This is a genomic window from Dietzia sp. DQ12-76, from assembly GCF_014145045.1.
In the GTDB taxonomy this organism is placed as follows: Bacteria; Actinomycetota; Actinomycetes; order Mycobacteriales; family Mycobacteriaceae; genus Dietzia.
Window position 1 is genome coordinate 1,639 of the sequence record NZ_JAALDV010000395.1, and the last position, 25,448, is coordinate 27,086.

Consider the following 25,448-nt stretch of genomic DNA (forward strand, 5'->3'; position numbering starts at 1 on the left):
GGCTTCCGGGCCTACCGCAGCGAGTCCCTGTCACGCCTGGACATGGACGCGATCGAATCGAAGGGGTACTGCTTCCAGATCGACATGACCTGGCGTCTGTTGAACGCCGGGGGCACGGTCGTCGAGGTCCCGATCACCTTCACCGAACGCACCGTCGGGCACTCCAAGATGAGTGAGTCCATCTTCCGCGAGGCCGCTGTGAACGTAGCGCGATGGGGTTGGGAGAAGCGACGCGGACAGCTGAGATCGCTCGTCCGGCGCTGACCCCGCCCGCGAAATCAGGACGCCCCCGGCCCCGTCGAGGGGCCGGGGGCGTCCCGGCGGGGTCGGGCTCTTCTAGCGGGCGCCAGCGCGCCGACGCTTCTTGAGGATGTCCATCCGCTCCTTGAGCAGGTCCTCCAGATCGTCGAGCGACCGACGCTCGAGGAGCATGTCCCAGTGGGTGCGCGGCGGCTTACCCTTCTTGACCTCCACCGACGGGCCATCGATGAGCTGGCCCTCCTGGCCGTTCTTGCACATCCAGGTGCCGGGGATCTCGGCGTCGTCGGCGAACGGGACCTCGTACACCTCGCCGTTCTCCGTCTGGTACCTGGCCATCCGCCGGGGCGCGAGATCGGTGTCCCGGTCGGTCTCGTAGCTCACCGCACCGAGGCGGCTGCCCCTGAGGACTCGATCTGCCATGCGAACTCCTTCTACCGTGTTCGTCCGTCTTTTCAGCTGACTGCCACATGACATCCTGTGACACGACGCTGTCGTGTTCCTGGTCATGTAACGCCAGGTGACCCCCCGAATGTTCCCACGGCACACGGCAGCAGGCCAGCCGGGGACCCTCTCGGTACCCTGACCACCGTGGACACCGGCGCCCCCTCCGAGCTCCCCCCGCCCCGGCGGGGTGAGGCCTCGTGCGCGTGGTGCGGGCGTCCGGTCGACGAGGGGAACACGGGTCGACGACGACGGTACTGTCGTCGCTCCTGCCGTCAGCGCGCCTACGAGCAGAGGCAGTCACTGAGGGTCCGCGAGCTGCCGGAGGGGACGGTGGTGCTCTCGGACTCCGAGTCGACGGACCTCATGGACCGCATGTTCCAGCTCAGGTGTGCGTGTGAGGACCTGCACACCGCGATCGTCGAGGGGGAGGACGCCGCCGAGTTGGCGCGGATGTCCGGCGACCTGGTGGCCGCTGCCCGGCGCGCCGAACGTTTGAGGTGAACAGGGCCGGCGAGGTGCTGGTAGTGCTGTGGCACCGCTGGCACCTGTCCGTCACGGGCGTCATCGTCGGAGCACTCGCCGCCTGGGCCTCGCTCATGCCGTCGCTTCTGCCTCGAACCTGGCAGTACCAGGGCTTCGTCACCGGTTTGTCCATGCTGGTGGGATACGGGGCCGGCATCGCGGTGCGGACCGTGTGGAAGAGACTGGTGAGTCCCCGCGTGACTCTCGGTCCTGCGCTGCTGGACCTCGGCGACCGGGTCGTGGCGTTCGCGCGGTTGTCCGCGCCTTACGTCTTGATCGTCTACCTCATCACGGCCACGGCCACAGCTGTCCGGTGGCAGGACCAGGTATCGGATCTGGTCGCGTCGCCCAGACCTCCGTGGAGCGATTACATGCGCGCCCCCTGGGTTGCTCTTGCCGTCTTCGTGGTGCTCTTGATCGCATGCCGGGTGATCCAGGCGGCCTATCGGGGATTCGTACTGCTCGTCCGTCGCAGATTCGCCGTGGGGGAGAACTCGGCCCGGATCACCGGGATCGTGGTGGTGGCCGCCCTCATGGTGGGCGTGGCGCAAGGAGTGATCCCGCGCGCGTTCTTCCAGACCGCCAACCGGGTCTTCAGCGTGCAGAACGACCAGGACCTCCCCGGCGCGCAGCGCCCGACGGCCAGCGAGCGATCCGGGGGGCCGGGGTCCCATGTCGACTTCGAGGACCTGGGCAGGCAGGGGCGCCGCTTCGTCAGTGGCGGTCTCGGACGCGCGCATCTGAGCGACCTGTTACGGGAGGATGCACGCGAGCCCATCCGGGCCTATGCCGGGCTGGAGTCCGCACCTACCGACGACGAGCGCGCGCGACTCGTGGTGGCCGAGCTGGACAGGACCCGTGCCTGGGAGCGGGGATCGGTGGTGATCGCCCCCACTACAGGGACCGGATGGATCAATCCGCACGCCGCGCAGGCCATCGAACTTCTCTCCGGTGGGGACGTGGCCCTGGTCGGCACCCAGTATTCCTACCTTCCGAGCTGGATCTCGTTCCTCGCCGATCGCGAGAAGGCGGAGACCGCCGGGAAGGCACTCATCGATGCCGTGGTCACCTGGCGTGACTCCCTGCCGTCCGACCGTCAGCGGCCGGCACTCTACGTCTACGGCGAGAGCCTGGGCACCCAGGCCGGCGAGGCCGCCTTCTCCGGACTCCGGGATATCCGCGCCACCGTGGACGGAGTCCTGTGGCTGGGACCACCGCATTCCAATCGGATCTGGAGTTCTCTGGTCGAGCGGCGGGATCCGGGAACGCGGGCGGCCGAACCGGTCTACGCCGACGGTCTACTGGTCCGCTTCTCGGAGGATCCGGCCGAGTTCCGTGGTGACGACACCTCGTGGATCCCACCGCGCGTACTCTATGTCCAGCACGCCACCGACCCCGTGGTGTGGTGGACAACTGATCTGTTGTTCGCGCGGCCGGACTGGCTTGCCGAGCCGCCGGGCAGAGGCCGACACCCGGGGATGCGCTACCTTCCCGTCGTCACCTTCTTCCAGGTCACCGCGGACTTGGGCAACGCCATCGGTGGATCCCAGGGATACGGTCACCTCTACGATCGCCAGATCTTGGACGGGTGGGCCGCCGCCACGGGGCGGCCCGGATGGGACGAGGACGAGTTCGAGCGGTTTGCGCGGCTGCACGCGACCGCAATGGAACACCAGGAGCGCGGCTAGGCATCCCGCCCCCGGCCGGGTGCCCGGCGTCCTACGGTTGACGGCACACACCCGCAGCGAGGAGAAGCCCCCGTGAGTGACCACATCGCCGATTCACACGACGTCATCCGTGTCCGGGGGGCGCGGGAGAACACACTGAAGTCGGTCGACGTCGACCTGCCCAAACGTCGGCTCACCGCGTTCACCGGCGTGTCCGGTTCAGGTAAGAGCTCCCTGGTCTTCGCCACGATCGCCGCCGAGTCCCAGCGGATGATCAACGAGACCTACAGTGCGTTCCTGCAGGGCTTCATGCCCACCCTCGCTCGCCCCGAGGTGGATCTTCTCGACGGTCTCACCACGGCCATCGTGGTGGATCAGGAGCGCATGGGTTCCGACCCCCGGTCGACGGTCGGTACGGCGACCGACACCGGCGCCCTGTTGCGCATCCTGTTCAGCCGGCTCGCGCAGCCGCACATCGGCGGGCCCAAGGCGTACTCGTTCAACGTCGCCTCCGCCAGCGGCGTGGGCACGCTGAAGAAGGCGGACGGCAGCCGGCAGAAGGCGGAGTTCTCCATCACCGGTGGGATGTGCGTGACGTGCGAGGGGCGGGGGTCGGTGTCCGATTTCGACGTCGACGCCCTCGTCGACAGGTCCAGGTCGCTCGCCGAGGGCGCCATCACGGTGCCCGGGTACTCGATGGACGGGTGGTACGGGCGCATCTACGCGGGGTCCGGGTTCTTCGACATGGACAAGCCTGTCCGGGACTTCACCGAGCAGGAGATGCACGATCTGCTCCGGAGGGAGCCGGTCAAGATCAAGGCCGACGGGATCAACGTGACCTTCGAGGGTCTGATCCCGAAGATCCAGAAGTCGATGCTGGCCAAGGATGTCGAGGCGATGCAGCCGCACATCCGGGCGTTCGTCGAGCGGGCGGTGGTGTTCACCACCTGTCCCGACTGCGGGGGTACCCGCCTCAACGAGGGTGCACGGTCCTCCCGGATCGGGGAGCTGAACATCGCCGACGCCTCGGCGATGCAGATCACCGATCTCGCCGAGTGGCTCCGCGGACTCTCCGAGCCTTCTGTCGCCCCACTGCTCGCGGCTCTACAGCACACCCTGGACTCCTTCGTGGAGATCGGACTGGGCTACCTCTCGCTGGACCGTCCGGCCGGCACCCTCTCCGGCGGCGAGTCGCAGCGGGTCAAGATGATCCGACACCTGGGATCGGCACTGACGGACGTGACCTACGTCTTCGACGAGCCCTCGATCGGGTTGCATCCGCACGACATCCAGCGGATGAACGACCTGCTGCTGAGGCTGCGCGACAAGGGGAACACCGTGCTCGTGGTGGAGCACAAGCCGGAGATCATCGCCATCGCCGATCACGTGGTGGACCTGGGGCCCGGCGCGGGGTCCGCGGGGGGCGAGATCTGTTACCAGGGGTCGGTCGCCGGGCTCCGGGAGAGCGGCACCGTCACCGGCCGGCACCTCGACGACCGAGCGTCGCTCAAGGCCGAGGTGCGCACGGCGACCGGCCGCCTCGAGGTGCGGGGCGCGACCGCCCACAATGTCCGCAACGTGGACGTCGACATCCCGCTGGGCGTGTTGTGCGTGGTGACCGGTGTGGCGGGCTCCGGGAAGAGCTCACTCATCCACGGGTCGGTGTCCCCGCGGCCCGGTGTGGTCGCGATAGACCAGACCGCGATCCGCGGTTCCCGCCGCAGCAACCCCGCCACCTACACCGGGCTGCTCGACCCCATCCGGAAAGCCTTCGCCAAGGCCAACGGGGTCAAACCCGCGCTGTTCAGCCCCAACTCCGAGGGCGCGTGCCCCACCTGCAAAGGGGCGGGGGTGATCTACAGCGACCTCGCGCTGATGGCGGGGGTCGCCACGACGTGTGATGACTGCGAGGGGCGGCGTTTCCAGGCCGAGGTACTGGAGTACCGGCTGGGGGAGCGCAACATCGGTGAGGTTCTCGAGATGTCGGTGGCCACGGCCGAGGAGTTCTTCCGCGAGGGACCATCCCGGATCCCGGCCGCGCACACGATCCTGCTCCGGCTCCGCGATGTGGGGTTGGGCTACGTGCGACTCGGACAGCCGTTGACCACACTGTCCGGAGGGGAGCGGCAACGGCTCAAGCTGGCCGCACAGATGGCGGACAAGGCGGAGGTCTACGTGCTCGACGAACCGACCACCGGCCTGCATCTGGCCGACGTCCGGAATCTGCTGGGAATGCTCGACCGGTTGGTCGACGCGGGCAGGTCCGTCGTCGTCATCGAGCACCATCAGGCCGTGATGGCCCACGCCGACTGGATCATCGACCTCGGTCCCGGGGCCGGCCACGGTGGTGGCCGCGTCGTGTTCGAGGGCACGCCCGCCGAGCTCGTGGCGGCCCGATCCACGCTCACCGGTGACCACCTCGCGCAGTACGTGGGGCAGACCACCGGACCCGCCACCAGCTGAGGTCCGCCGTCGCTCAGCCCGCTCGACCGAACCTCTTGTGCAGCGCCTGCTTGCTCACTCCCAGGACGACCCCGATCTCCGCCCAGCTCAAGCCGTGCAGTCGGGCGTGCCGGACGGCCGCGGACTCCTCGCGAGCGAGTGCGGTCTTCGCCTCCGCGATCGCAGCCAGACGCTCGACCGGGTTGGGCGCGTTGTCGTCGTCATCGAAGGTCGTCTCCACATTCCTCACCTCAGTCGTCAACCTACATTGACGACCGCCGAACGTCAACTAGCGTTGACGTTCCGTGCGGGCGGAGTAGGGTCGGAGCCGTGCCCGCCAACCGCTACCCGGAGATCGCGTTCGGCTCCGCCGCGCGCGCCCGGCAGGCGTCGGTAGGTCTCACCCGGCCGCAGGGGGCCGGCGAGTTCAGCCTCGACGGCACCGATTCCGCGCTGATCCGGCGGGCAGACCACTTCGTCCTGTCCAGTGTCACCGAATCCGGATGGCCCTATGCCCAGCACCGCGGCGGTCCCGCAGGGTTCGTCCACGTCCTGACGCCCACGTCGCTGGCGTGGGTGGAGTTCCACGGCAACCGTCAGTACGTCACGGTGGGCAACGTGGACCACGACGGCCGCGTCTGCCTCCTCTTCGTCGACTACCCCACGCGGTCCCGGCTCAAGGTGTTCGGGCACGCCCGGATCGTCGAGCCGGACCGGGACCCCGAGCTGGTGGATCGCCTGCGGACGATGGGGGAGAGGACCTACACCGGGCATGTCGAGCGGGCGATCATCGTGGACCTGGTCGCCGCCGACGCCAACTGCAGCAAGCACATCACACCCCGCTGGGATCGCGCGTACATCGACGACCTCACCGCGGTCTACCGTCGGCACATCGAGGAGTTGCGGGAAGGGTGAGACGTGGGATCCTTCGACATCAAGCGGGAGCGCAAGGACCTCTACAACGGGAGAGTGGGAAGGTTCGACCTGGTCCAGGTGCCGTCGATGAGGTTCCTCATGGCCGACGGTCGCGGCGACCCCAACACCTGCGCTGACTACGCCACCACGCTCGAGGCGCTGTACACGTGTTCCTACGCCGTGCGGGCGATGGCGAAGGACGATCTGGGGCGCGTCCACACCGTCGGCCCACTCGAGGGACTCTGGTACGCCCGCGATCTCGAGGTGTTCACAGCGCGGAACAAGGACGCGTGGGAATGGACCATGATGATCTGGCAGCCCGACTGGGTCACGGCGGACATGGTGGCCTCCGCCGTGGACAAGGTGACGGCGAGGAAGCCGGCGGTCGCCGTGGACCGGGTCCGACTCGAAGAGTTCGCCGAGGGCCCGGCCGTCCAGACCCTGCACGTCGGACCGTACGACGCGGAGGGGCCGGTCATCGCCCGGATGCACGAGGAGATCATCCCCGGCCGCGGCCTGATCCCCACAGGGCACCACCACGAGATCTATCTCTCCGACGCGCGCAGGACCGATCCGGCCCGACTGCGGACGATCCTGCGCCAACCCGTGGCGACGGCGGGGGAGCACGGTTCAGGTGCGGGTAGAAAGAACTCATGACTGCAACCGACGGGTTCCCCGACGCCTCTTCCGAAGCCGCGAGCACCTTCGTCCGGGCCTCCGGACTCGTCGTCGACGAGGTGACCGCGACGAGCCTGTCGGGACACGCGGACCTGGGCGGCGATCATCTCACCGCGTGGGGGACCGTCCACGGTGGTGTGTACGCCAGCATCGTGGAATCCGCGGGCGGCGCCGGCGCCGGAGCCGCCGTGGCCGACCTCGGCCAGATCGCCGTGGGCGTCCACAATGGCACCGACTTCCTGCGGGCATCGACCGGTGGACGGGTCGAGGTGCGCGCGGAGGCCCTGTTCCAGGGGCGCAGCCAGCAGTTGTGGGATGTGGTGATCAGCCAGACCGAGGGCGGGAAGATCCTGGCCAGGGGCCAGCTCAGGCTACAGAACGTACCGCGGCCGGACGCCGTGTAGCGTGCCTGGTCGCGTCCGGGGCGGCCATCATCAGGCGTCGATCATCGGGCGTCCGCACGACCCAGGGCAGCGACGACACCCCGCGCCAGTCGGCGCAGCTCGACCAGGTCTCCCGGAGGCATGTCGAGCTTCTCCACCAACGCGCACTGGATGCGTCCGGCCTCCTCGCGCAGTGCGCTGCCCGGACCGGTGAGTGAGACGGTGACGCTGCGGGCGTCCCTGCCCGCCCTGCTGCGGGAGACCAGTCCAGCGGCTTCCATCCGCGAGAGCAGAGGGGAGAGGGTGCCGGAGTCGAGGTACATCCGCTCGCCCAGCTGTCGGAGCGTCAGACCGTCCTCCTCCCACAGGGCCAGCAGCACCAGATACTGGGGATAGGTGAGTCCCACCGCGGCCAAGGCCTCCCGATACGCCGCGGTCGACGCCCTGGAAGCGGCATAGAGGGCAAAACAGACCTGCTGGTCGAGACGGAGATCGGCGTCCATGACTCCAGTGTCCCGCACAAGTCGATTGCGCACAATTGAGTTGTGCGCAATACTTCTGCCATGAACCGAACTCCGGGAAACCGCCAGGCCGGACCCGCCGGCATCACGACGACCCGGCGTAGGGGTCGGGCAGCGGAGGGGGCCCGCCACGTGGGTCGCTGGACCCTCGGCGCAGGGCTGGCGGGCGCCGGGGTGGGGCACCTGACCACCCTCCGTGAGGAGTTCCAAGCTCAGGTGCCCGGATGGGTTCCCCTGGACCCGGACGTCGTGGTGCTGGCCTCGGGAGTCGTGGAGATCGGGCTGGGCGCGGCGCTCATCCTGGCTCCTATGCGTGTCCGGCCCGCCGTGGGGTGGATCACCGCCGGCTTCTTCGTGGCGATCTTCCCCGGGAACATCTCGCAGTACGTCACCGGCACGGACGCCTTCGGACTGGACTCCGACCGTGCCCGTCTGGTCCGACTGTTCTTCCAACCCCTGTTGGTGGCGTGGGCGCTCTGGTCGACCGGAGCGTGGCGCGCCTGGCGGAACCGACGCACCTGATCACCGATTTCGCCGACCAGGTCGCCCGCGAAGCCCACAGGAGTCGTCCTGGGGAGCCGGGTCCACTCACGCCGGTGCGGGGGAGAAGAACCTCCAGATCTCGCCGGGAGCGTCGTAGCGGGCCCCGCCATCTCGCCCCCACCTGCCGGACAGCGTGGGGAAGGAGTGGCCGACGCGATCCACCATCACCAGGCGCACCGGAGCGGGCCCCTCCCACGTGATCGTCTCCGCGTCCCCCTCCCGGGTGACCATCGGGGTGGCGCCGCCGGCGAGGATCCCGTTGTACCGGGCGAACCACTCCGCACCCTCCACGGCGGACATGACCTCGCCCCGGGAAGCCGCGGTGAGTCCCGATCCCACGCGGACCTCACCACCATCGATCGGGTTGATGGGATCCTGTCGCCCCTGCACGAACATGATGGGGACCGGGTCACCCTGCACCTCGCAACCGAGGTTGTCCGCGGTCGGGGGATTGGCGGCCACGGCCGCGACCCCGTCGACCAGGTCCGGCGCCTCGAGGGCCAGGCGCATGGCCATGTGACCACCGGAGGAGAATCCCACCGCGTAGACAGGACCGGTCGACCCCACCGACTCGGCAGCCTGTCGCATGAGACCCAGATCGTCGAGGTCCTCGTCCTTGGCGGGCCAGTCTCCCTCGACGCGGCACTCGTTCCAGTTGTTCTGGTGACCGTCGACGTAGACCACCGCGAACCCCTCCTCGTCGGCCAGTTGCTCGAGATCGGGTCCGATCCCGTTGCGGATCCCCGAAGCGGTGTCCCCGGTCCCGTGGATGACCAGGAGGGCGGGGGCCGAGGGATCACCCACCGCGGCCGGCGGACGGTAGACCGTCCACGTCCGGGTCCGCTCGTCCAGCACCGTCGAGTGGCTGGTGAGATTCTGCGACGCGTCCGCCGGGATCGAGGCGGACGGGTCGCGATCGACGGTCCTCGACGCGCAGGCGGCAGTCGTCGTAGCGAGGGCGAGGCACGCCAGAGCCCTGGCCGTTCGGGGGAACACCGAGTGGGTCATCTCTCGAGTGTGCGTGATCTGCCGTTGGCCCGGCCCCCTGGCCGGCCCTGAGTAGACTCTCACCCCATGCGTATCGATGAGTACCGTCGCCACGACGCCCTCGGCCTGGCCGCCCTGGTCCGGTCCGGGGAGGTGACGGCGGGCGAGTTGCTCGAGGTCGCGGTGCAGCAGGCGGACACCGTCAACCCGCACCTCAACGCCATCATCAACCGGATGGACGCCCGGGCCCGCGACCGGGCGACGGAGTCGCTCGACGGACCCTTCGCCGGAGTTCCCTTCCTCATCAAGGATCTGGGCCAGGACTACCGGGGGGTGCCGACCAGCGGCGGATCGCGGCCCCTGTCCCACATTCCGGCGGCCGAGCACTCGACAGTGGTCCAGCGCTGGCTCGACGCGGGACTCGTCATCTTCGGCAAGACCAACACCCCCGAGTTCGGGGCGAAGGGAATCACCGAACCGGACCTCTTCGGGCCCGCCCGCAACCCGTGGGACACCACCAGGACGCCCGGCGGCTCCTCGGGAGGGTCGGCCGCCGCTGTGGCGGCCGGTGTCGTTCCCGTGGCCGGGGCCAGCGATGGCGGTGGCTCCATCCGCATCCCGGCCGCGTGCTGCGGCCTCGTGGGGCTCAAGCCGGGCCGGGGCCTGGTGCCGATGGGGCCGATGATCGGCGAGGCGATGCACGGTGCGGCGACGCACGGCGTGATCTCGCGCTCCGTCCGCGATTCCGCGGCGATGCTGGATGTCCTGGCCGGTGGCGAGCCGAGCGGTCCCTACGTCCCCGGGATGCCCACCGAGGACTTCCTCTCGCAGGTCGGTAGGGAACCGGGTCGGCTGCGGATCGGCGTGTGCACCGCATCCTCGATCAACTCCGACCCCCATCCGGAGGCCTCGGCATCGGTCGAGGCGACCGCACGCACGCTCTCCGATCTGGGCCATGACGTCGAGATGCTCGACGAACAGCCGATCGACGACCTGGCGCTGGCGCGCGACTTCCTCACCACCTGGTTCGTGGTGCTGGCGTGGCAGGTCGACGACGTCAAGCGGCGCACCGGATGCCGGGACGGTGACTTCGAGTTGGACACGCAGATCATGGCGGCCCTGGGCCGAGCACACAGCAGCGTCGACTACGTCGGCACGGTGATGCGCCGACACGAGCACGTGCGGAGATTGTCCGCGTACTTCGAGGGGTACGACCTGCTGGTCACGCCCACGTTGGCAGACCTGCCCCCGCACGTCGGGGCACTGGACACACCACGACCCGCACACCGTGCTGCGACAGTGCTCCTCAGGACCCGGACGGCCGGCCTGCTGCGGTACTCGGGGCTCGTGGAGTCGATGATCAACAACAACCTCAATTGGATCCCGTACACCCAGCTGGCCAACCTCACCGGGCGACCGGCGATCTCGCTACCTCTGCACCGGACCGCTGAGGGCGTGCCGATGGGGGTGCAGTTCATCTCACCACTGGGAGGTGAATCCATGCTCCTGCGCCTCGCCGGACAACTCGAGCAGGCGGTGCCGTGGGATCACCTGCGGGCTCCGGATCTCGCGTCAGGCGGAGCCCCGACGAGTCTCTGAACATCAGAACCACTCTGGAATCCGGCGACCGCGCGGGCGGACCGTACCGAACACGGAGCCTCTGAGGCGAGGAGTCGGTGCGTCCCGCGAGACGGCACGTGCTGCAGACACCTGCCTGTCGACAAACCAGCGACGTTCGCTCAGGCGCCCTGAGCCGCTGGCACGATCACCGCATCACCCTCGGACCAGCCCGGGCCGTGCCGAAGCGTCAGGTCGCGACCGTACACACGTTCGCCACAGGCACCACACGCGAGATGCGCGTCGAGGACGTGGCCACACGACTCGTGAACCGCTTCGACCGGGGCACCGTTCGGGGCCGCCCAGCGGTCGCCCCACTGTCGAAGCATCTGGAGTGCCGGCCACAGGTCGCGCCCCTTGTCCGTCAGAACGTACTCATGGCGCAGCGGCCGATTCTGATAGGGCACCTGCTCCATCAAGCCATGCTCGACAAGAGTCTCGAGCCGTTGAGCCAAAACGTTGCGAGCGATCCCGAGACGGCCCTGGAACTGCTCGAAGCGCCGCACTCCCATCAAGGCATCACGGAGCACGAGCGGGGTCCACCAGTCTCCGATCACCTCGAGAGTCTGGGCGATCGAGCAGTTCATGTCGGCAAAGCTCGTGCGACGCATGCAGCGATACTAGTGCGTTGCATGAAAGAACGCACTTGCTGTACCCTCAGTTGCATGAAGCAACTGTCGGCCTGGCGGGCACTTTCGGGCCCACCCAGCACAGGGCAGGCCACAGGGTGAATCCCCCCGGCGACACCACCATCGCCGGCGCGCTAGGCGGCGACCGCTCTGACGTGCGGGCCCTTTTCGGCTTCGGGGGAGTGCACGGCGGACTGCTCGCCGCCGCCCTCCTGCGCGCCGCCCGCGGCCCCGGACCGTCGGATCGACTGCCGGTGGAGACGACGACGTACTTCCTGAGGCCCGTGCTCGCCATGCCCGACCTGGAGCGACTCGCAGTCCGGGAAGGAGGAAGGACTACGATCACCTCGGCGTCGGCCACCGTCGACGGCACCCTCGCCGCAACCTCAACAACGGTGTCGTCGACCGCACGGGAACCTTCCACACCCGTTGTGAGCACCGTCGCGCCGGATATCACGCCGCTCGACCTCACTGAACGATTCGTCATCCCGCCGGAGTTCGTGCCGATCTCCACCAAGATGGAGATCCGGCCTGCTACACCCGGTTTGCCGTACTCGGGCGCGACCGTTCCGGAACTGTGCGCCTGGATCCGCCTGACCGAATCGGTACACGACCCGTTCGAGCGCATCCTAATTCTCGCGGACGCGCTCGCACCGTCGTACGCCGCGATACTCACCGACCTCCGGATGGCACCCTCCGTGCGAATGACCGTGCGATTCACCCCGGCCGTTGCCAGACTGCCGTTCGACTGGGTGCTGGTGCGCGCCGCGACCGCTGAGGCCGGGACCGACGGCTGGCTCGGAGAACACGTGACGATCTGGGCGCCCGATGGAGAGTTGCTAGCAACGTCGACCCAACTGCGCGCCATCCGCTGAAGGGTGCTGTCCGTGAGTCGCGGACATCCTGGGGTGGGCCACACACTCGGGCCGCAATTCGTCACCCGTGACGTTTCACGGCGAGAAGAAGTACCCACTGGGGTCTGCAGTCCGAACCGGCCGAGGGGTTCAACGGTCGGTCGACAGACGGGAACAGCCCTCGCGCCGCCGGGCAACATCAACGCGACGCCCACCGAGGAACACAACGCCCACCGGGGACACGGTGGCGGCGTTGACAGACAGGTGCGCGGGGGTGGCGTGCGCCAGACTTCGGGCCGCTGACGGCGCAGGCAAGCCACCCGACGTACGCCGTGACCGGGGCGAAGCCAGCACTCCGCAGCCGTACGGTGTCCGTACTGGTCAGCTCATTCGCCGATAATCTACATTATGTAAAGCAAGCCGGCGGGGAAAGCCATGCCGAATCCACGCCCCCGCCGAGTGATCTCAGAGACCTCGTTCGAGTGAAATCCCCTCGATGCGCGGTAGCGCGAGAGCCAGCACCGGCAGGTATCCCGCCGCCCAGACCGGAGCCCCGAAACTCAGTACGCAGCCACCCGGCACCCGGATCACCTCGTGCCGCGTGGCGTCCACACCGGCCACCTTCCACGACCACCGCTGCCGTTCCACGAAATCGGTGATCTCGAAGCCCAGGGGCACCCCCGCCACGGTCGTGATCGTCCCCCGCGCACCTGCCGTCAGGGTGCCGCCGCCGTCGACCCGTGCCGCGGAGATGGTGGGCCCCCATCGTGGCCAGCTCTGCACATCGGTGATGACCGACCAGACGGTCTCCGGGTCCACGGTCATCCGCAGTTCGGCCGTCCACATGCCGTGACGAAACCCGGCGCGGACTCTGAGCATCGACCTGAGATCCTTCACCGATTGCAGGGGGCGCATCTCGGTCAGCTGGTCCCGTCGAGGATCAGGCGAATCGCCTCCTGAGGCGCATCCCATTGCGGGAAGTGCCCGCACCGGTCGAACCAGTGCAGGGTCGCATCGGGAAATGCACGGGCGGCCCTGTGGGCCTGGGCCGGGAGCGTCACCAGGTCTCGACGCCCCCACCCGATGGTGACCCGTCCCGGGACCGTTCCCGCGGGGGCTCCCCGCTGCTTCGGACCCTTCGTCAGCGCGTCCATCGCCGCGCCCGTCGCCGGCGCGTCGGCCAATCCGGCCACGTCGGGCAGGACCGTCTGCGCCGACAGAGCCCAGGGGCGCACGGAGAGTTGCGCCAGCAGGGCGGTGCGGCTCACCGGATTGCCCAGGAGTACCGGGAGCGCTCCCCGCACGGCACCGACCAGGGCGATCGACGGCCGCAGGGTGGCGCTGAACAACGCCAGCTCGCGGTCATTCCAGAAGCCGCCCGGATCCAACGCCACGGTGTCCCCACCGACGCCGCGCCGGGCGAGTTCGAGCACGATCCGTCCACCCATCGACTGCCCCGCGGTGGACACCCCGTCCAGACCCGACTCCTCGATGAACCGGGCGACCGAGTCGGCCAACGCGGCTATGGTGAGCTCGCCCTCCAGCGGTGGAGACTCGCCGAATCCCGGCAGGTCGAGAGCGATCACCTCGCGACTCGCCGCCAGCTCATCAATGACGGGCTGCCACGATCGCCACCCCGCGCCGAGGCCGTGTACGAGCAGCAACGGCCTGCCCTGTCCACGCCGGACATGATTCAAGGTCATGCGAGAAGCCTACGGAGTGTTCGGGAGGCGTGGTGTTCCCGGAACCACGACGACCACCGGAATCGATCGAGGACCCAGAGGTGGCAGGCCGGCCGCGACAGATGGGACGATGAGCCCATGCGCACTCCGGATGGCCTCGACCGTGACCGGGACGAGAACGGACGCGCGCGGAACGCTCGTCCCCGGGACGAACTCGGCCGGCCGCTGCCGCCCGGAAGCGTCGGGGTCGAGCGCATCCCCGAAGACCTGGATCTGCCGCCCGCCGACTCGCTGGCCTGGGCGCAGGAGCTCCTCGACCGCGGCCTCGCCTTCCACGCCCACGAGGTGCTGGAGGGCGCGTGGAAGAGCTCCCCCGCTGACGAGCGCGAGCTCTGGCGGGGACTGGCCCAGGTCGCGGTCGGCATCACCCACATCCAGCGTGGCAACACCCGCGGCGCCCGCGCGCTTCTCGAGCGGGCGGCCGCCAGCATCGGTAGCCAGGACGACCCGGCGCCCCACGGAATCGACGCGGCGGGACTGGTCGCCCACGCGCACGAGCTCATGGCCGAACTCAGCCGAGGCGCAGACCTCGCCCCCCACCAGCTGAGACCGCGTCTGAGGGCCCGCTGACGTCCCCGGTGGAGCCTCGTCGCCGTTCAGCTGCGGGCGGCTCGCCAATGATCTCCGGCGTACGCATCGAAGACCTCGCGGACGTCGGGATCCTGGCCCGCGTCGACGAAGTCCCCCAGGGACTCCGCGAGGCGGTCCAGCGAGGTCGACAATGCACGCGCCCCGACACGCGACTCCGGATCACCGGACTCCGTGGCGGCATCGCGCAGATCCACCGCATGAGCCACCTGACGGGACAGCGACTGGTGCGGATTGCCGTCCTGGAAGTAATAGGTCTCCGAGTGTTGTGACAGGTCCACGGTGACGGCGTTGATCTCCGCTGCGAGGTCCTCCGCCGCCCGGGCGATCGTGACCGGGGACAGTTCTCGAACCGCCTCCGCGTAACCGGCCTCCGCCAGGCCGTGGAGACGTAGGGCCAGCGCTCTCCGTCGTGTGAGCGGCGGGTAGACCTGCATGAACCATGTGAGGGATGCTGTCAGCAGAGCGAACCCGGTCAGCGCCTCCACCGGCGCCAGGACGCGGAGCACGGGGTCGGTGGCCACCACGTCGCCGAACCCCAGGGTGGCCAGTGTCACGAGGGAGATGTAGAGCGCCTCGGCGACGACCGGGTAGCGGCCGGCGTCGATGCCGGAGGAATAGTCGAACCCCTCAGGGACGCGCGGCAGATAGATCAGCGCCCATCCCACTGCCTGCAGCAGAACCCAGACCAGAACGGTGCCGACCATCCCGGCCGGACCCACCGTCGAACCCAGGCGGTGCCCACAGCGCCGCGACACCGCCCACATCGCGGAGAACACCATCGTGCTGAGCGTCGCTTCCCCGCGAGGATTCATCAGGGCGCGGAACACGTCTCTCAGTCCGATCGCGATGATCCCCGCGCCGATGACGGTCGCCGCGATCCCCATTGATCCTCTCCCGTCAGTTCACGCCGCGTCGTCGCCGCGCGCTGTGCTCGGACACTCTCCCCTTCTCATGACGGGGAGCCGATCGCGGATCGCAACCTCCCCACGGTGCCCCGATGGCTGCGATGGTGCTGCGCGTGGATTCCTCTCGCAACCGGAGGGCCCGGTCCGAGGGGGCGGTGGACGTGACGGGCGAGTCCACGCTCGACACCGGCGCAGGAGGACACACGTCCGACCTGTTGCCTGGATCCTGTGCGCGCGACCCCGCCGTGACCAACACTGTCGGTATGCGCACGAGACACGTCAGCACCGTGATCCACCGCTCCCCGGCGGAGGTCTACGTCGTCGCCTCGGATCACACGACACTCGCCTCCTGGGCGTCGGGCCTGGCCACCGCGGAGGCAGCCGTCGACGGTGACAGCCTGATAGTCGACTCCCCGATGGGGAGAGTGACCGTGCGGTTCGTCCCGAAGAACGACTTCGGAATCCTGGACCACGAGGTCACCCTCCCCGACGGGAACACGGTCTACAACCCGCTCCGCGTCGTGCCCCACCCGGACGGTGCGGAGGTGATCATGTCCGTCCGTCAGCTCACCGACGACGACGACGCGTTCGAGCATGACGCCGCCACCGTGGCGGCCGACCTCAACCGGCTCAAGGGACTCCTCGAGGCGGATCGCCCTCCGCTCCCCTCGTCCGCGCCTGGTCTGGCCCTGCCCGCGGACATCCGCGTGGCCGGGCCCTCGGACGCGGCGTCCCTGGGGCGGCTGCTCCACGCCTTCAACACCGAGTTCGACTGCCCCACCCCGAGCCCCGCCGAGGCGGCGGGGCGCTTCGAACGCCTCCTGGGACGTGAGGACGTCCTCGCCGTCGTCGCGCGACTCACCCACGGCCGCGAAGCCGGGACCGACGTGGGTTTCGCGTTCCTCACCCTTCGCCCGACCCCCTACTGGGACGGTCCCCTCGCGCAGCTCGAGGACCTCTACGTCCGTCCGGACCTCCGGGCGGCCGGTGTCGGAACCGCGATGCTGGACCGTTCGGTCTCCGAGGCCCGTCGGCGGGGGTGCGAGGAGATGCTCATCAACGTGGACGCTGACGACCTCGGTGCCCGCCGGTTCTATGAGCGTCACGGCTTCTCGGACGTCGATCCGGACACCGGATCCGGAATGCGGTGCTATCTGCGCGGACTGAGGGCCGTGGGCGGGTCGCCCGGTGAGGTCAGGTCACCGGTCTCACGGTGAGAGTCTGCGCGAGCGTGCCCATCGGCCCCGATTCGTCGTGCAGAACGCTCGCGGTGAGTCCGAGACCGCCCGGGCCGAAACCCACCCGGGTGTCGAACCCGACCCAGTCCCCGCGCGGTTCACGCAGGAGGTGGGCGGTGAGATCGATATTGGGGAACTGAACATCCGACGGATCGGCACGGATCGCCATTCCGTTGGCGATGTCGAACAGCGTGGCCGCCCCGGCCAGAGCGCCCACCGGCTCCCCTGCGACGAGCGGGACGCCGGTGCGCACCCAGTACCGGGCCCGTCCCGGCCCGACCGAGTCCCGGCGGACGTCCGCGGACGCCAGGTAGCCGCCCTGCCAGACCGAGGTGGGGTCCCACTGCTCCATGGCGGACGGCCCCGGGATCGGGTCGAACCCGGCGCCCTGGAGTCCCGTGGTGTCCCTCGGCTGCTGAAACCAGGCGCGCAGGCGGACCCCCACGCGATCCTCGAGACCATAGCTCGCCTCCACGAGCTCGATGGTGCGTCCCGGTCTGATCACCTGCACGTCCACCGCCACCGGGTCCATGGGCACGGTGCCGAGGATCTCGTAGGTCAACCGCGAGAGCACCATGGGGTCGTCCCGCCGACGCCGCAGGTCACGCTCCACCTCATGCACGAGCAGCCCGAATGACGGGCCGATATGCTGCACCGCCGGGTCCCATGCCCCGGTGGTGTGCGAGGTCGGGCGGAACCGCTGGCCGCCGAGTCGCTCGAAGTACGCCACGCCTGCCTCCCATCGGGTGAACTGTCATTAACTGATTACCACGCGAGGAGGAGTCCGGCCGCGAATCGGCGCCCGTCGTCACCCGCGTGCGGTTGACTCTCCACTGCACTCACGAGCCCGTTCCCGCGACCAGGAGTCCCACATGACCGCCGAGCAGTACGACACTTTTGACACACCTCTCCACGACAGGTACCTCGAGGACTACCGGGAAGGTGGGATCTACCGCTTCGGCGAGGAGTCGGTGGACGCCGAGGAGATCGTGGAGTTCGCCCGCAGGTACGACCCGCAGAGCATCCACACCGATCCCGAGGCGGCCGCAGACGGCCCCTTCGGCGGACTGATCGCGAGCGGTTGGCAGACGGCCGCACTCATGATGCGACTGTTCGCCGACAACTATCTCACCGCCGTCGCGAGCCTGGCCTCACCCGGGATCGACGAACTGCGCTGGGTCCGCCCCCTGCGTCCCGGCGACACGCTGACCCTGATCTGCGAGACGACCGGCGTCCGCCCCTCCAGGAGCAAGCCGGACCGGGGGGTGCTCACCACGGATGTGACGCTGGTCAATCAGGACGGCGATCCGGTCCTGACGGCGACGGCGCTCAACATGGTCGCCCGGCGATGACCGGGACCCCGATCCGAACCGGTGACGGTCAGAGCCGGGGGGTCAGGTGGAAGATCGGCAGCTGCCTGCTCGTGCGGGTGGCGTAGATCTCGTAGTTCGGCCACACCTTCACCGCGGCGTCCCAGGCCGAGGCCCGCTCGGCCTCCGACACCTCTCTCACGTCCACGATGAGCCTGGCGCCGTAGACCGATACGGCGACCTCCCCTTCCCTCGCCGCACGGAGGTTGTACACCCACGCCGGCGTCTTCTCGCCGCCCCAGTTGGAGCCGACGATCACCAGTCCGTTGCGCCACGACGCACACAGCAGTGGCGTATCCCGCACCTCTCCGGTCTTACGCCCCGGGACTTGCAGTGTGAGAGTGGGCAGTCCCGCCACCCGGAGGAGCGGGACACGCCCGCCGGACACCCTGTTCATCCACTTGTCGACCGTCACGACGAGATGGGAGTTCTCGCGCGTGGCGTCCTGACGTCCGAACCAGATCGCGACCGGGGTGAGGAAGTTGCTCATGAACGAACCCTAGGACCTCGGCGTCCCCTCCCGACGATTCAGGGTGGTTTCGGCCGTGGCGACCACCTGGACGGACTCGAGCCACCCCCGTCGCAACCCGGCCTCCAGCGCCGCGAGGTGGAACGCCCACATCCGGCGGTAGACGGCGTCGAATCCCAGAGCCGCCGCATCCCGCCCCCGGAGCGCGAACGTCTCGGACCACAACCTCACCGTCTCGGCATGGTGGGCCGTCGCCTCGATCCGACCGAGCAGGCGCAACCGCGGAGAGCGCTCCACGGCCGCGGCCAGTTCGGCCCAGGACACCACCGGGCCCGCGTCGGAGACGTACCGCGAACCCCATGCGGCGAGTTCGACGACCGCCGGCCTGGGGCGCTCCGCGGACACCACTCCCGCGATCGCGAGCCTGCCGCCACCCACCAACAGCCGCTCGGCCGTGTCCAGCACCTCCAGGTAACCGGCCACACCAGCGGTGACCCCGGGGTCGACCGCGACCACTGCGTCGACACCCCCCCGCGCGTCCGCCGGCCCCCCCAGGAAGAGGGTGATCTCGTCGCGGAGCCCCGCCGCGGCGAATCTCGATCCGAGCGCGGACAATCGCTCGGTCGAGGCGGTCATCGTCCGCACGTGCGCGCCACGCTCGGCGGCCCGCATCGGCAACTCACCCCACCCGGGCGTGACGACAAGGGCGCGGGAGCCGGCGCCGACCCCCGCCAGGGTGAGCAGGGTGTCGACTGATCGACGCTGGGCGTCGCCCAGGTCGTTGCGCCGGGGAGGCGATGCCGGGGCCTCGAGGTGGACCACGTCGGTTCCGTCGTCCAGCCGTACCCGGGTCCGCGCTCCGGAGGCGAACACCGCACCCGCCGTCGACATCGTCTCGTCGGTGTAGAGGGACGTGAGGGCACCGGGAACGGAATCCTCGAGCTCCACCACCACCGGTCCACCCCGCCTACGCCCCCCGCCGGGGGTCCCGCGACCGTCGCGCCCGAAAGCACGTTCACCCGGGTGGGCGCAGTCGGGGTTCCCGGCGATCCACGGCGCGAGGATCCCGATCACCGCGCCGAGGTCGGTGGTCGTCCACTCACCGGCCATGTACGACTCGCCCAGACCGAGGACACCGGCCGAGGCGAGCCGCGCCCAGAACGGCTCGGGATCCCGGAGGACCACCCGGGCCGGGGCGTCGTACTCCCCCGCCGCCGTCGAGTCCGGGTAGTCGATCCTCAGGCCGATTTCCCTGGTCGACCGCCTCAGCGCCTGCGCGACCTCCACCGCGGACTGACCGCCGGGTCCCGAGGGCGCCTCGAGTGCGGGCCAACGGTCCAGGTCGACGGTCTGCGGTTCGAGTCTGACCACCGGGTCCCTCCTCAGGGGTGTCGTCAGTGGGACGGTACCGCCGCACGTCGCCCTGGCGGGTCAGGCGCGACGGGGGGATCGTTCACCGCGGCGAGCCCGCCACGTGTGCACCGACGTGCGCATACCACTACCCTGAGGAGTCGTCCCCGCGCGCGACCCGCCGAGGACGCCGATCGGGGAGCCCCCGCGCTCACCGCGACAGCCTCACCTTCATCAGGAGCCGCCATGACCGAGCCCGCACACGACCAGGTCACCGCCACCGCACCGGCCGGACGCCGGCACCGCGTCGTCATCATCGGCTCCGGCTTCGGTGGGCTCTTCGCAGCCCAGCAGCTCAAGAAGGCCGATGTGGACGTCACCCTGGTCGCGAAGACCGGGCATCATCTCTTCCAGCCGCTTCTCTACCAGGTCGCGACCGGCATCCTGTCCGTGGGCGAGATCGCCCCGCCCACGCGGCTCATCCTGCGCGATCAGAAGAACGTCACCTGCATCCTCGGTGACGTCACCAGGATCGACGTCGCCTCGAAGACCGTCTTCGCCTCCGCAGGCCACATCAGATTCGACCTCGGGTACGACAGCCTGATCGTGGCCGCCGGGGCCAATCAGTCGTACTTCGGCAATGACCACTTCGAGCGGTGGGCGCCCGGCATGAAGACCGTGGACGACGCGCTCGAGCTGCGCAGTCGGATCCTCGGATGCTTCGAGCAGGCGGAGGTCACCGAGGACGAGGAGGAGCGCCGCCGCCTGTTGACGTTCATCATCGTGGGTGCGGGACCGACCGGTGTCGAGATGGCCGGGCAGGTCGCCGAGCTGGCCCAGCACACCCTGAAGAACACGTTCCGCCGTATCGACCCCGCCTCCGCCCGGGTGATCCTCCTGGACGCGGCCCCCGCCGTCCTCCCGCCGTTCGGCAACAAGCTCGGCAACGCGGCTCGCGCACGGCTGGAGAAGATGGGCGTCGAGATCCAGCTCAACGCCATGGTGACCGACGTCGACCAGCTCGGGATCGAGGTCAAGGATCCGGACGGTTCGGTCCGCAGGATCGACGCCACCTGCAAGATCTGGTCCGCCGGCGTCCAGGCCAGCACCCTCGGCAAGATGCTCGCCGACCAGACGGAGGCGGAGATCGATCGCGCGGGCCGCGTCCTGGTACAGAAGGATCTCTCGTTGCCCGGGCACCCCGAGATCTTCGTGGTCGGTGACATGATGAGTCTCGACAAGCTCCCCGGAGTCGCACAGGTCGCGATTCAGGGCGGCAAGTACGCCGCGAAGCAGATCGCGGCCGAGGTCGAGAAGGGCCGGTCCCCCGCCGAACGCCCGCCGTTCAAGTACTTCGACAAGGGTTCAATGGCCACCATCTCCCGCTACAGCGCGGTGGTGAAGATGGGAAGGCTGGAGATCTCCGGTTTCATCGCCTGGGTCATGTGGCTCGTGGTGCACCTCGCGTACCTCATCGGCTTCAAGAACCGCCTGACCACCATGTTGTCCTGGGGGATGAACATGGGCGGTGACCACCGCTCCCAGCTGACGTCCACCCAACAGTGGGTCTACGGCCGACAGGCGATCGAGCGGGTCGCGGCACACGAGAAGGCCCGGTCGGCGGAGGAGGACCGGGACCGGGCGGTGGAGACCACATCGATCAGTGAGTGACGCCACGCGCCCGGCGGCATCCTGCCGGGCGCGTGTCCGGGCTCCGGCGCCGCCTACTGGAGGTTCGCGAGCCGGACCTGACCCACGGCGGCGGTCCGGCCGTCGTCACCGGTGATCTCCACCCGCCACAGTTGCTGGGTGCGGCCGCGGTGCACGGGGGTGCCGGTGGCCGTGAGGGTGCCCTCGGTGACCGCCCGCAGGAAGTCGGTCGAGTTGTTGACCCCGACCACCTTGCCCTCGTTACCGAGCCACACGGCGCCCGCCACACTCGCGACCTCCTCGGCGATGGCGCAGTAGACGCCGCCGTGGACGATCCCGTAGGGCTGGAGCAGGTGCGGTCCGACCGCCACCGACACCACCACCCTGTCCGGGGTGATCTCGAGGTAGTCCATCCCGATCCCGCCACCGAAGCCCGCACCGGCCCCGGCCCGGATCATCGTGATGAACTCGTTGTCGACCGTCTCGGACATCGGACCTCTTTCTCCCGACCCGGGCGATCCGGGCGACTCAGGCACCGACGCTACCGCGCCTTCGCCCCCGTCGCGTGGAGTCGGAAGGGGCTCAGCGGACCGAGCGCCAGCCCCGGTCGCGAACGGGGATCGGTCCCGCCCCGGGCGTTCGCGGGAGCGCGCTGCGCTTGCGGACCGCGAGACCCGAGTCGTGGAGCGCCTGCAGGACGAACTGGCCGCGGCGGTACCCGGTCTCGGCACTCGAGTCGGCGAAGGTCGGAACGATGGTCGCGGCACCCAGCACGCACTCCCCGACCACCGACCAGAGGGTCTCGACGCTGCAGTTGCTCACACGGGCGAGGCCGTCGAACACCGGCCCCAGGGTCATCCGCGAACGACAGGCCAACCACTGCGCGAGCGCCTGTTCGCACGGCAGGACCACGGTCCCCGGACAACCCGCCTTCGGGTCGTCGCCCAGGACCCGCAACGTGGTGTCGCGGACACCCGCCCAGTCGAGTCCCCCCTCGATGTCGGTACGGACCGCGAGGTTCTCCGCTCCGGTGTCCCACACGCGGCCGATGGTGACGAAGCTCGCGACCGCGCGACCGATCACCCCGTGGGCGAACGCATCCGCGACCAGATAGGTCGAGAAGCGGATGTCCCCGGACTCCGCGAAGTAGTCGCGGAACATCGTCTCGACCCGCCCGCTGTCCACGGCTCGGTCCAGAGGAACCCACCGACGGCGGGACTGTGTACCGAGATCCGCGATCGAATAGAACTTCGGGTATCCCGGCCTGAAACCCGCGAGCACCTCGACTGTGTCGTCGAACACCGTGCACGAACCCACCGCCTGTGTGGGCAGCATGGAACTGGTCATGTCTGCTGCTTCCCCCTCGATGATCACTTCCCGTTCAGGGCCAACCACCCACCGGTGCCGGTCCGCGGCGCGTTTCCCCCCGTTCCGCGGGTAGACCGGTGTCCAGGCCCGGTAATAAGTGTTACAACAGGCCACCTCCTGTATCCAAGGTTTTTCTGTCCGCTGCGGGAATCAGTGCACTCAGTGCACCACTGATATGTCAGCAAGCAATCGGGGTCCAGCGCCCCCCCGGCAATGCCCCGATCTCTCATCGACGCAGGTCCATCGCTCGGCGGCCCGTGGACTAGTCTGGGACGCATGAGTACTGAGCGCGAGGATGCGCAGCCGACCTCAGACACCAACGGCACCGCCGACATCGGAGTCACCGGACTCGCCGTGATGGGCTCGAACATCGCCCGTAACTTCGCCCGCCACGGGTATACGGTCGCCGTCCACAACCGCTCCGCCGGGAAGACCGACGCCCTCCTCGAGGAGCACGGCGGAGACGGCGATTTCGTCCGCACCGAGACGATCCAGGAGTTCGCGGCCGCCCTGCGGTCCCCGCGGCGAGCGCTCGTGATGGTTCAGGCCGGTGGACCCACCGACGCGGTGATCGAGGCCCTCGCCGACGCGTTCGACGAGGGCGACATCATCATCGACGGCGGCAACTCCCTCTACACCGACACCATCCGCCGGGAGAAGGCGATGGCCGAGCGGGGGATCCGATTCATCGGCGCCGGGATCTCCGGCGGTGAGGAGGGCGCACTCGAGGGCCCGTCGATCATGCCGGGTGGACCGGCCTCGAGTTACGAGGTGGTCGGGCCGATGTTGGAGGACATCTCCGCGAAGGTGGACGGGACCCCGTGCTGCACCCACATCGGCGAGGACGGCTCCGGCCACTTCGTGAAGATGGTGCACAACGGGATCGAGTACTCGGACATGCAGCTCATCGGGGAGGCGTATCACCTCCTCCGCGGTGTGGCCGGCATCGAGCCGGCGGCCATGGCCGACGTGTTCCGCGAGTGGAACATCGGCGAGCTCGACTCCTACCTCATCGAGATCACCGCGGAGGTGCTGGCCCAGGTGGACGCCGAGACCGGGGCGCCGTTGGTCGACGTGATCGTCGACCGCGCGGGACAGAAGGGGACCGGCCGCTGGACGGTCAAGTCCGCTCTCGACCTGGGAGTGCCTGTGACAGGCATCGCGGAGGCGGTCTTCGCGCGCGCCCTGTCCAGTTCGGTTCCGCAGCGCGAGGCGGGCCGGGCCCTGCCTTCAGGTGCCGTGTCGAGCCCGCGCGAGACCGGCGCCGAGTTCATCGAGGACGTCCGACGGGCGCTGTATGCGTCGAAGGTCATCGCCTACGCCCAGGGTTTCGACCAGATCACCGCCGCCACCGCTGAGTACGGGTGGGATGTCGCGCGGGGCGATCTGGCCACGATCTGGCGCGGGGGGTGCATCATCCGCGCCACCTTCCTCGACCGCATCCGTGAGGCATACGCCGAGAACGCCGACCTCCCCACACTGCTGGCGGCCCCGTACTTCGCCGAGGCGCTCGCCGACTGCGTCGACAGCTGGCGGCGCGTCGTCACCACGGCGGTCTCCGCGGGGATCCCGGCGCCCGGATTCTCCGCCGCACTGGCCTACTACGACGGGCTCAGGACCGAGCGACTTCCCGCCGCACTCATCCAGGGTCAGCGCGACTTCTTCGGGGCCCACACCTACCTGCGGACCGACCGGGAGGGTAGCTTCCACACTCTGTGGAGCGGCGATCGTACGGAGGTGCGGGCCTGACCGGCTCGGCTCGGACAGATCTGGGCCGCCTTCTCGCCGAGTTCGGCGTGTCGGTCCCGCTCAGACACGCCGTCTCCACCGTCGTCGACGGTGCCGCGAGCGCCATCCAGGCCGTCGCGCTCGAGGACGCGGTGGCCGGCCGAGATCTCCTCGCGGTCGCTCCGACCGGCTCCGGCAAGACCCTGGTGTTCGCCGTCGCCGTGGCGCATCGTCTGGCCGGGGCCCCGAGCCTGCCCGGTCGCCCGCGTGCCGTCGTGGTCGCGCCGACCCGCGAGCTGGCGGTGCAGAACGCTGAGGTACTCGCCGAGGTCGGTGCGGGCGCGGGCCTCCGCGTGGCCACGTTCGTCGGCGGTCAGCCCCTGTCCAAGGATCGCCGGACCCTGGTGGCGCCGGTCGACATCGCGGTGGGAACCCCGGGTCGCCTCACCGATCTGATCCGGACCGGAGCCATTTCAGCCTCGGACGTCCGAGTCCTCGTCCTGGACGAGGCGGATCATCTGTTGGGGCAGTCCTTCGGCGAACAGACGGCGGTTCTGCTCGCGGACTGCGATGA

28 protein-coding genes and 1 pseudogene are annotated in these 25,448 nt (G+C 69.2%); 16 read left to right on the forward strand and 13 right to left on the reverse strand.

The window, feature by feature from the left end:
- Window positions 1-264: pseudogene (locus G6019_RS13105) on the forward strand (dolichol-phosphate mannosyltransferase); the annotation flags it as partial.
- 72 nt (window positions 265-336) lie between these two features.
- Here G6019_RS13105 and G6019_RS13110 read toward each other — a convergent pair.
- Window positions 337-681, reverse strand: a complete 345-nt coding sequence (locus G6019_RS13110) for an RNA polymerase-binding protein RbpA (RefSeq protein ID WP_107756432.1) — start codon at window positions 679-681, stop codon at window positions 337-339.
- A 168-nt stretch (window positions 682-849) separates the two neighbouring features.
- Here G6019_RS13110 and G6019_RS13115 point away from each other — a divergent pair, with 168 nt between their 5' ends.
- The 3 genes from G6019_RS13115 to G6019_RS13125 all read left to right on the forward strand — a co-directional run bounded on the left by G6019_RS13115 (window position 850) and on the right by G6019_RS13125 (window position 5,357).
- Window positions 850-1,206: a hypothetical protein gene (locus tag G6019_RS13115; RefSeq protein ID WP_182613611.1), complete on the forward strand. Its 357-nt coding sequence runs from the start codon at window positions 850-852 to the stop codon at window positions 1,204-1,206.
- On the forward strand, window positions 1,203-2,915 hold the full coding sequence (locus tag G6019_RS13120) for an alpha/beta hydrolase (protein ID WP_309230227.1): 1,713 nt from the start codon (window positions 1,203-1,205) through the stop codon (window positions 2,913-2,915). The genes G6019_RS13115 and G6019_RS13120 overlap by 4 nt, the downstream gene beginning before the upstream one ends.
- Before the next feature lie 72 nt (window positions 2,916-2,987).
- Window positions 2,988-5,357, forward strand: a complete 2,370-nt coding sequence (locus G6019_RS13125; RefSeq protein ID WP_107756430.1) for an ATP-binding cassette domain-containing protein — start codon at window positions 2,988-2,990, stop codon at window positions 5,355-5,357.
- A 13-nt stretch (window positions 5,358-5,370) separates the two neighbouring features.
- Here G6019_RS13125 and G6019_RS13130 read toward each other — a convergent pair whose 3' ends face one another.
- Complete coding sequence (locus G6019_RS13130; RefSeq protein ID WP_107756429.1) at window positions 5,371-5,577, reverse strand: sigma factor-like helix-turn-helix DNA-binding protein; 207 nt, start codon at window positions 5,575-5,577, stop codon at window positions 5,371-5,373.
- Between the two features lie 89 nt (window positions 5,578-5,666).
- Between G6019_RS13130 and G6019_RS13135 the strand changes: the two genes are divergently transcribed.
- From G6019_RS13135 to G6019_RS13145, 3 genes are read left to right on the forward strand one after another with little or no spacing between them, the layout of a single operon-like run.
- Complete coding sequence (locus tag G6019_RS13135) at window positions 5,667-6,251, forward strand: pyridoxamine 5'-phosphate oxidase family protein (protein ID WP_107756428.1); 585 nt, start codon at window positions 5,667-5,669, stop codon at window positions 6,249-6,251.
- 3 nt (window positions 6,252-6,254) lie between these two features.
- Window positions 6,255-6,908, forward strand: coding sequence for a GyrI-like domain-containing protein (locus G6019_RS13140; protein ID WP_107756427.1), 654 nt, complete (start codon window positions 6,255-6,257; stop codon window positions 6,906-6,908).
- Window positions 6,905-7,333: a PaaI family thioesterase gene (locus G6019_RS13145; protein ID WP_107756426.1), complete on the forward strand. Its 429-nt coding sequence runs from the start codon at window positions 6,905-6,907 to the stop codon at window positions 7,331-7,333. The genes G6019_RS13140 and G6019_RS13145 overlap by 4 nt, the downstream gene beginning before the upstream one ends.
- A 41-nt stretch (window positions 7,334-7,374) precedes the next feature.
- Here G6019_RS13145 and G6019_RS13150 read toward each other — a convergent pair whose 3' ends face one another.
- Entirely contained in the window at window positions 7,375-7,815 is a 441-nt protein-coding gene (locus G6019_RS13150; RefSeq protein ID WP_107756425.1) for a MarR family winged helix-turn-helix transcriptional regulator, read from the reverse strand.
- Between the two features lie 60 nt (window positions 7,816-7,875).
- Here G6019_RS13150 and G6019_RS13155 point away from each other — a divergent pair, with 60 nt between their 5' ends.
- Window positions 7,876-8,355, forward strand: a complete 480-nt coding sequence (locus G6019_RS13155) for a DoxX family protein (protein ID WP_241726039.1) — start codon at window positions 7,876-7,878, stop codon at window positions 8,353-8,355.
- A 66-nt stretch (window positions 8,356-8,421) separates the two neighbouring features.
- Here the strand turns inward: G6019_RS13155 and G6019_RS13160 are convergent, their stop codons facing one another.
- Window positions 8,422-9,384, reverse strand: coding sequence for an alpha/beta hydrolase family esterase (locus G6019_RS13160; protein ID WP_182613612.1), 963 nt, complete (start codon window positions 9,382-9,384; stop codon window positions 8,422-8,424).
- A gap of 66 nt (window positions 9,385-9,450) precedes the next feature.
- Between G6019_RS13160 and G6019_RS13165 the strand changes: the two genes are divergently transcribed.
- Window positions 9,451-10,962 (forward strand): amidase, encoded by a 1,512-nt coding sequence (locus G6019_RS13165; protein ID WP_182627771.1) that lies wholly within the window; start codon window positions 9,451-9,453, stop codon window positions 10,960-10,962.
- Between the two features lie 140 nt (window positions 10,963-11,102).
- Here the strand turns inward: G6019_RS13165 and G6019_RS13170 are convergent, their stop codons facing one another.
- Complete coding sequence (locus tag G6019_RS13170) at window positions 11,103-11,591, reverse strand: winged helix-turn-helix transcriptional regulator (RefSeq protein ID WP_107756421.1); 489 nt, start codon at window positions 11,589-11,591, stop codon at window positions 11,103-11,105.
- Between the two features lie 116 nt (window positions 11,592-11,707).
- Between G6019_RS13170 and G6019_RS13175 the strand changes: the two genes are divergently transcribed.
- On the forward strand, window positions 11,708-12,484 hold the full coding sequence (locus G6019_RS13175) for a thioesterase family protein (RefSeq protein WP_182612173.1): 777 nt from the start codon (window positions 11,708-11,710) through the stop codon (window positions 12,482-12,484).
- Between the two features lie 444 nt (window positions 12,485-12,928).
- Here G6019_RS13175 and G6019_RS13180 read toward each other — a convergent pair whose 3' ends face one another.
- Complete coding sequence (locus G6019_RS13180) at window positions 12,929-13,342, reverse strand: SRPBCC family protein (protein WP_241726040.1); 414 nt, start codon at window positions 13,340-13,342, stop codon at window positions 12,929-12,931.
- 41 nt (window positions 13,343-13,383) lie between these two features.
- A complete protein-coding gene (locus tag G6019_RS13185; RefSeq protein WP_182612172.1) occupies window positions 13,384-14,166 on the reverse strand; it encodes an alpha/beta fold hydrolase in 783 nt (260 codons plus the stop codon).
- Window positions 14,167-14,283: 117 nt separating this feature from the next.
- Between G6019_RS13185 and G6019_RS13190 the strand changes: the two genes are divergently transcribed.
- Window positions 14,284-14,775 (forward strand): DUF309 domain-containing protein, encoded by a 492-nt coding sequence (locus G6019_RS13190; protein WP_107756418.1) that lies wholly within the window; start codon window positions 14,284-14,286, stop codon window positions 14,773-14,775.
- 26 nt (window positions 14,776-14,801) lie between these two features.
- On the opposite strand, the gene G6019_RS13195 is transcribed toward G6019_RS13190, so the two are convergent.
- Window positions 14,802-15,680 carry a potassium channel family protein gene (locus tag G6019_RS13195; protein ID WP_107756417.1) on the reverse strand — a complete coding sequence of 293 codons (879 nt, stop codon included), beginning with the start codon at window positions 15,678-15,680 and terminating at the stop codon, window positions 14,802-14,804.
- 284 nt (window positions 15,681-15,964) lie between these two features.
- Here G6019_RS13195 and G6019_RS17735 point away from each other — a divergent pair, with 284 nt between their 5' ends.
- Window positions 15,965-16,918, forward strand: coding sequence for a GNAT family N-acetyltransferase (locus G6019_RS17735; RefSeq protein WP_107758079.1), 954 nt, complete (start codon window positions 15,965-15,967; stop codon window positions 16,916-16,918).
- On the opposite strand, the gene G6019_RS13205 is transcribed toward G6019_RS17735, so the two are convergent.
- Window positions 16,896-17,669 carry an acyl-CoA thioesterase domain-containing protein gene (locus G6019_RS13205; protein ID WP_182612171.1) on the reverse strand — a complete coding sequence of 258 codons (774 nt, stop codon included), beginning with the start codon at window positions 17,667-17,669 and terminating at the stop codon, window positions 16,896-16,898. The genes G6019_RS17735 and G6019_RS13205 overlap by 23 nt on opposite strands.
- 142 nt (window positions 17,670-17,811) lie before the next feature.
- Between G6019_RS13205 and G6019_RS13210 the strand changes: the two genes are divergently transcribed.
- The gene (locus tag G6019_RS13210; protein ID WP_182612170.1) at window positions 17,812-18,291 is read left to right on the forward strand and encodes a MaoC family dehydratase; all 480 of its coding nucleotides are present in this window, start codon (window positions 17,812-17,814) and stop codon (window positions 18,289-18,291) included.
- Window positions 18,292-18,319: 28 nt separating this feature from the next.
- Here G6019_RS13210 and G6019_RS13215 read toward each other — a convergent pair whose 3' ends face one another.
- Together G6019_RS13215 and G6019_RS13220 are read right to left on the reverse strand one after the other, a co-directional pair.
- On the reverse strand, window positions 18,320-18,799 hold the full coding sequence (locus G6019_RS13215) for a nitroreductase family deazaflavin-dependent oxidoreductase (protein ID WP_182612169.1): 480 nt from the start codon (window positions 18,797-18,799) through the stop codon (window positions 18,320-18,322).
- A 9-nt stretch (window positions 18,800-18,808) separates the two neighbouring features.
- Window positions 18,809-20,149, reverse strand: coding sequence for a class I SAM-dependent methyltransferase (locus G6019_RS13220; RefSeq protein ID WP_182612168.1), 1,341 nt, complete (start codon window positions 20,147-20,149; stop codon window positions 18,809-18,811).
- Window positions 20,150-20,374: 225 nt separating this feature from the next.
- On the opposite strand from G6019_RS13220, the gene G6019_RS13225 reads away from it, so the two are divergent.
- Window positions 20,375-21,799 carry an NAD(P)/FAD-dependent oxidoreductase gene (locus G6019_RS13225; RefSeq protein ID WP_107756412.1) on the forward strand — a complete coding sequence of 475 codons (1,425 nt, stop codon included), beginning with the start codon at window positions 20,375-20,377 and terminating at the stop codon, window positions 21,797-21,799.
- A gap of 53 nt (window positions 21,800-21,852) precedes the next feature.
- Here G6019_RS13225 and G6019_RS13230 read toward each other — a convergent pair whose 3' ends face one another.
- Together G6019_RS13230 and G6019_RS13235 are read right to left on the reverse strand one after the other, a co-directional pair.
- A complete protein-coding gene (locus tag G6019_RS13230) occupies window positions 21,853-22,269 on the reverse strand; it encodes a PaaI family thioesterase (protein ID WP_107756411.1) in 417 nt (138 codons plus the stop codon).
- A gap of 91 nt (window positions 22,270-22,360) precedes the next feature.
- Window positions 22,361-23,125 carry a hypothetical protein gene (locus G6019_RS13235; protein ID WP_107756410.1) on the reverse strand — a complete coding sequence of 255 codons (765 nt, stop codon included), beginning with the start codon at window positions 23,123-23,125 and terminating at the stop codon, window positions 22,361-22,363.
- A gap of 297 nt (window positions 23,126-23,422) precedes the next feature.
- Between G6019_RS13235 and gndA the strand changes: the two genes are divergently transcribed.
- Both gndA and G6019_RS13245 read left to right on the forward strand, forming a co-directional pair.
- Window positions 23,423-24,895 (forward strand): NADP-dependent phosphogluconate dehydrogenase, encoded by a 1,473-nt coding sequence (gndA, locus tag G6019_RS13240; RefSeq protein ID WP_107756409.1) that lies wholly within the window; start codon window positions 23,423-23,425, stop codon window positions 24,893-24,895.
- A gap of 47 nt (window positions 24,896-24,942) precedes the next feature.
- Window positions 24,943-25,448 (forward strand): DEAD/DEAH box helicase family protein (locus G6019_RS13245; RefSeq protein ID WP_309230228.1); only part of this gene is annotated, 506 nt, incomplete at its 3' end.

What these genes read in the sequence shown, in the direction of transcription:
- G6019_RS13155 (WP_241726039.1), top strand. Translation starts at nt 7,876, where the DNA reads ATGAACCGAACTCCGGGAAACCGCCAGGCCGGACCCGCCGGCATCACG.
- G6019_RS13190 (WP_107756418.1), top strand. Translation starts at nt 14,284, where the DNA reads ATGCGCACTCCGGATGGCCTCGACCGTGACCGGGACGAGAACGGACGC.
- G6019_RS13160 (WP_182613612.1), bottom strand. Translation starts at nt 9,384, where the DNA reads ATGACCCACTCGGTGTTCCCCCGAACGGCCAGGGCTCTGGCGTGCCTC.
- G6019_RS13225 (WP_107756412.1), top strand. Translation starts at nt 20,375, where the DNA reads ATGACCGAGCCCGCACACGACCAGGTCACCGCCACCGCACCGGCCGGA.
- G6019_RS13145 (WP_107756426.1), top strand. Translation starts at nt 6,905, where the DNA reads ATGACTGCAACCGACGGGTTCCCCGACGCCTCTTCCGAAGCCGCGAGC.
- G6019_RS13185 (WP_182612172.1), bottom strand. Translation starts at nt 14,166, where the DNA reads ATGACCTTGAATCATGTCCGGCGTGGACAGGGCAGGCCGTTGCTGCTC.
- G6019_RS13215 (WP_182612169.1), bottom strand. Translation starts at nt 18,799, where the DNA reads ATGAGCAACTTCCTCACCCCGGTCGCGATCTGGTTCGGACGTCAGGAC.
- gndA (WP_107756409.1), top strand. Translation starts at nt 23,423, where the DNA reads ATGAGTACTGAGCGCGAGGATGCGCAGCCGACCTCAGACACCAACGGC.
- G6019_RS13180 (WP_241726040.1), bottom strand. Translation starts at nt 13,342, where the DNA reads ATGCTCAGAGTCCGCGCCGGGTTTCGTCACGGCATGTGGACGGCCGAA.
- G6019_RS13110 (WP_107756432.1), bottom strand. Translation starts at nt 681, where the DNA reads ATGGCAGATCGAGTCCTCAGGGGCAGCCGCCTCGGTGCGGTGAGCTAC.
- G6019_RS13170 (WP_107756421.1), bottom strand. Translation starts at nt 11,591, where the DNA reads ATGCGTCGCACGAGCTTTGCCGACATGAACTGCTCGATCGCCCAGACT.
- G6019_RS13230 (WP_107756411.1), bottom strand. Translation starts at nt 22,269, where the DNA reads ATGTCCGAGACGGTCGACAACGAGTTCATCACGATGATCCGGGCCGGG.
- G6019_RS13150 (WP_107756425.1), bottom strand. Translation starts at nt 7,815, where the DNA reads ATGGACGCCGATCTCCGTCTCGACCAGCAGGTCTGTTTTGCCCTCTAT.
- G6019_RS13195 (WP_107756417.1), bottom strand. Translation starts at nt 15,680, where the DNA reads ATGGGGATCGCGGCGACCGTCATCGGCGCGGGGATCATCGCGATCGGA.
- G6019_RS13165 (WP_182627771.1), top strand. Translation starts at nt 9,451, where the DNA reads ATGCGTATCGATGAGTACCGTCGCCACGACGCCCTCGGCCTGGCCGCC.
- G6019_RS13210 (WP_182612170.1), top strand. Translation starts at nt 17,812, where the DNA reads ATGACCGCCGAGCAGTACGACACTTTTGACACACCTCTCCACGACAGG.
- G6019_RS17735 (WP_107758079.1), top strand. Translation starts at nt 15,965, where the DNA reads ATGCGCACGAGACACGTCAGCACCGTGATCCACCGCTCCCCGGCGGAG.
- G6019_RS13235 (WP_107756410.1), bottom strand. Translation starts at nt 23,125, where the DNA reads ATGACCAGTTCCATGCTGCCCACACAGGCGGTGGGTTCGTGCACGGTG.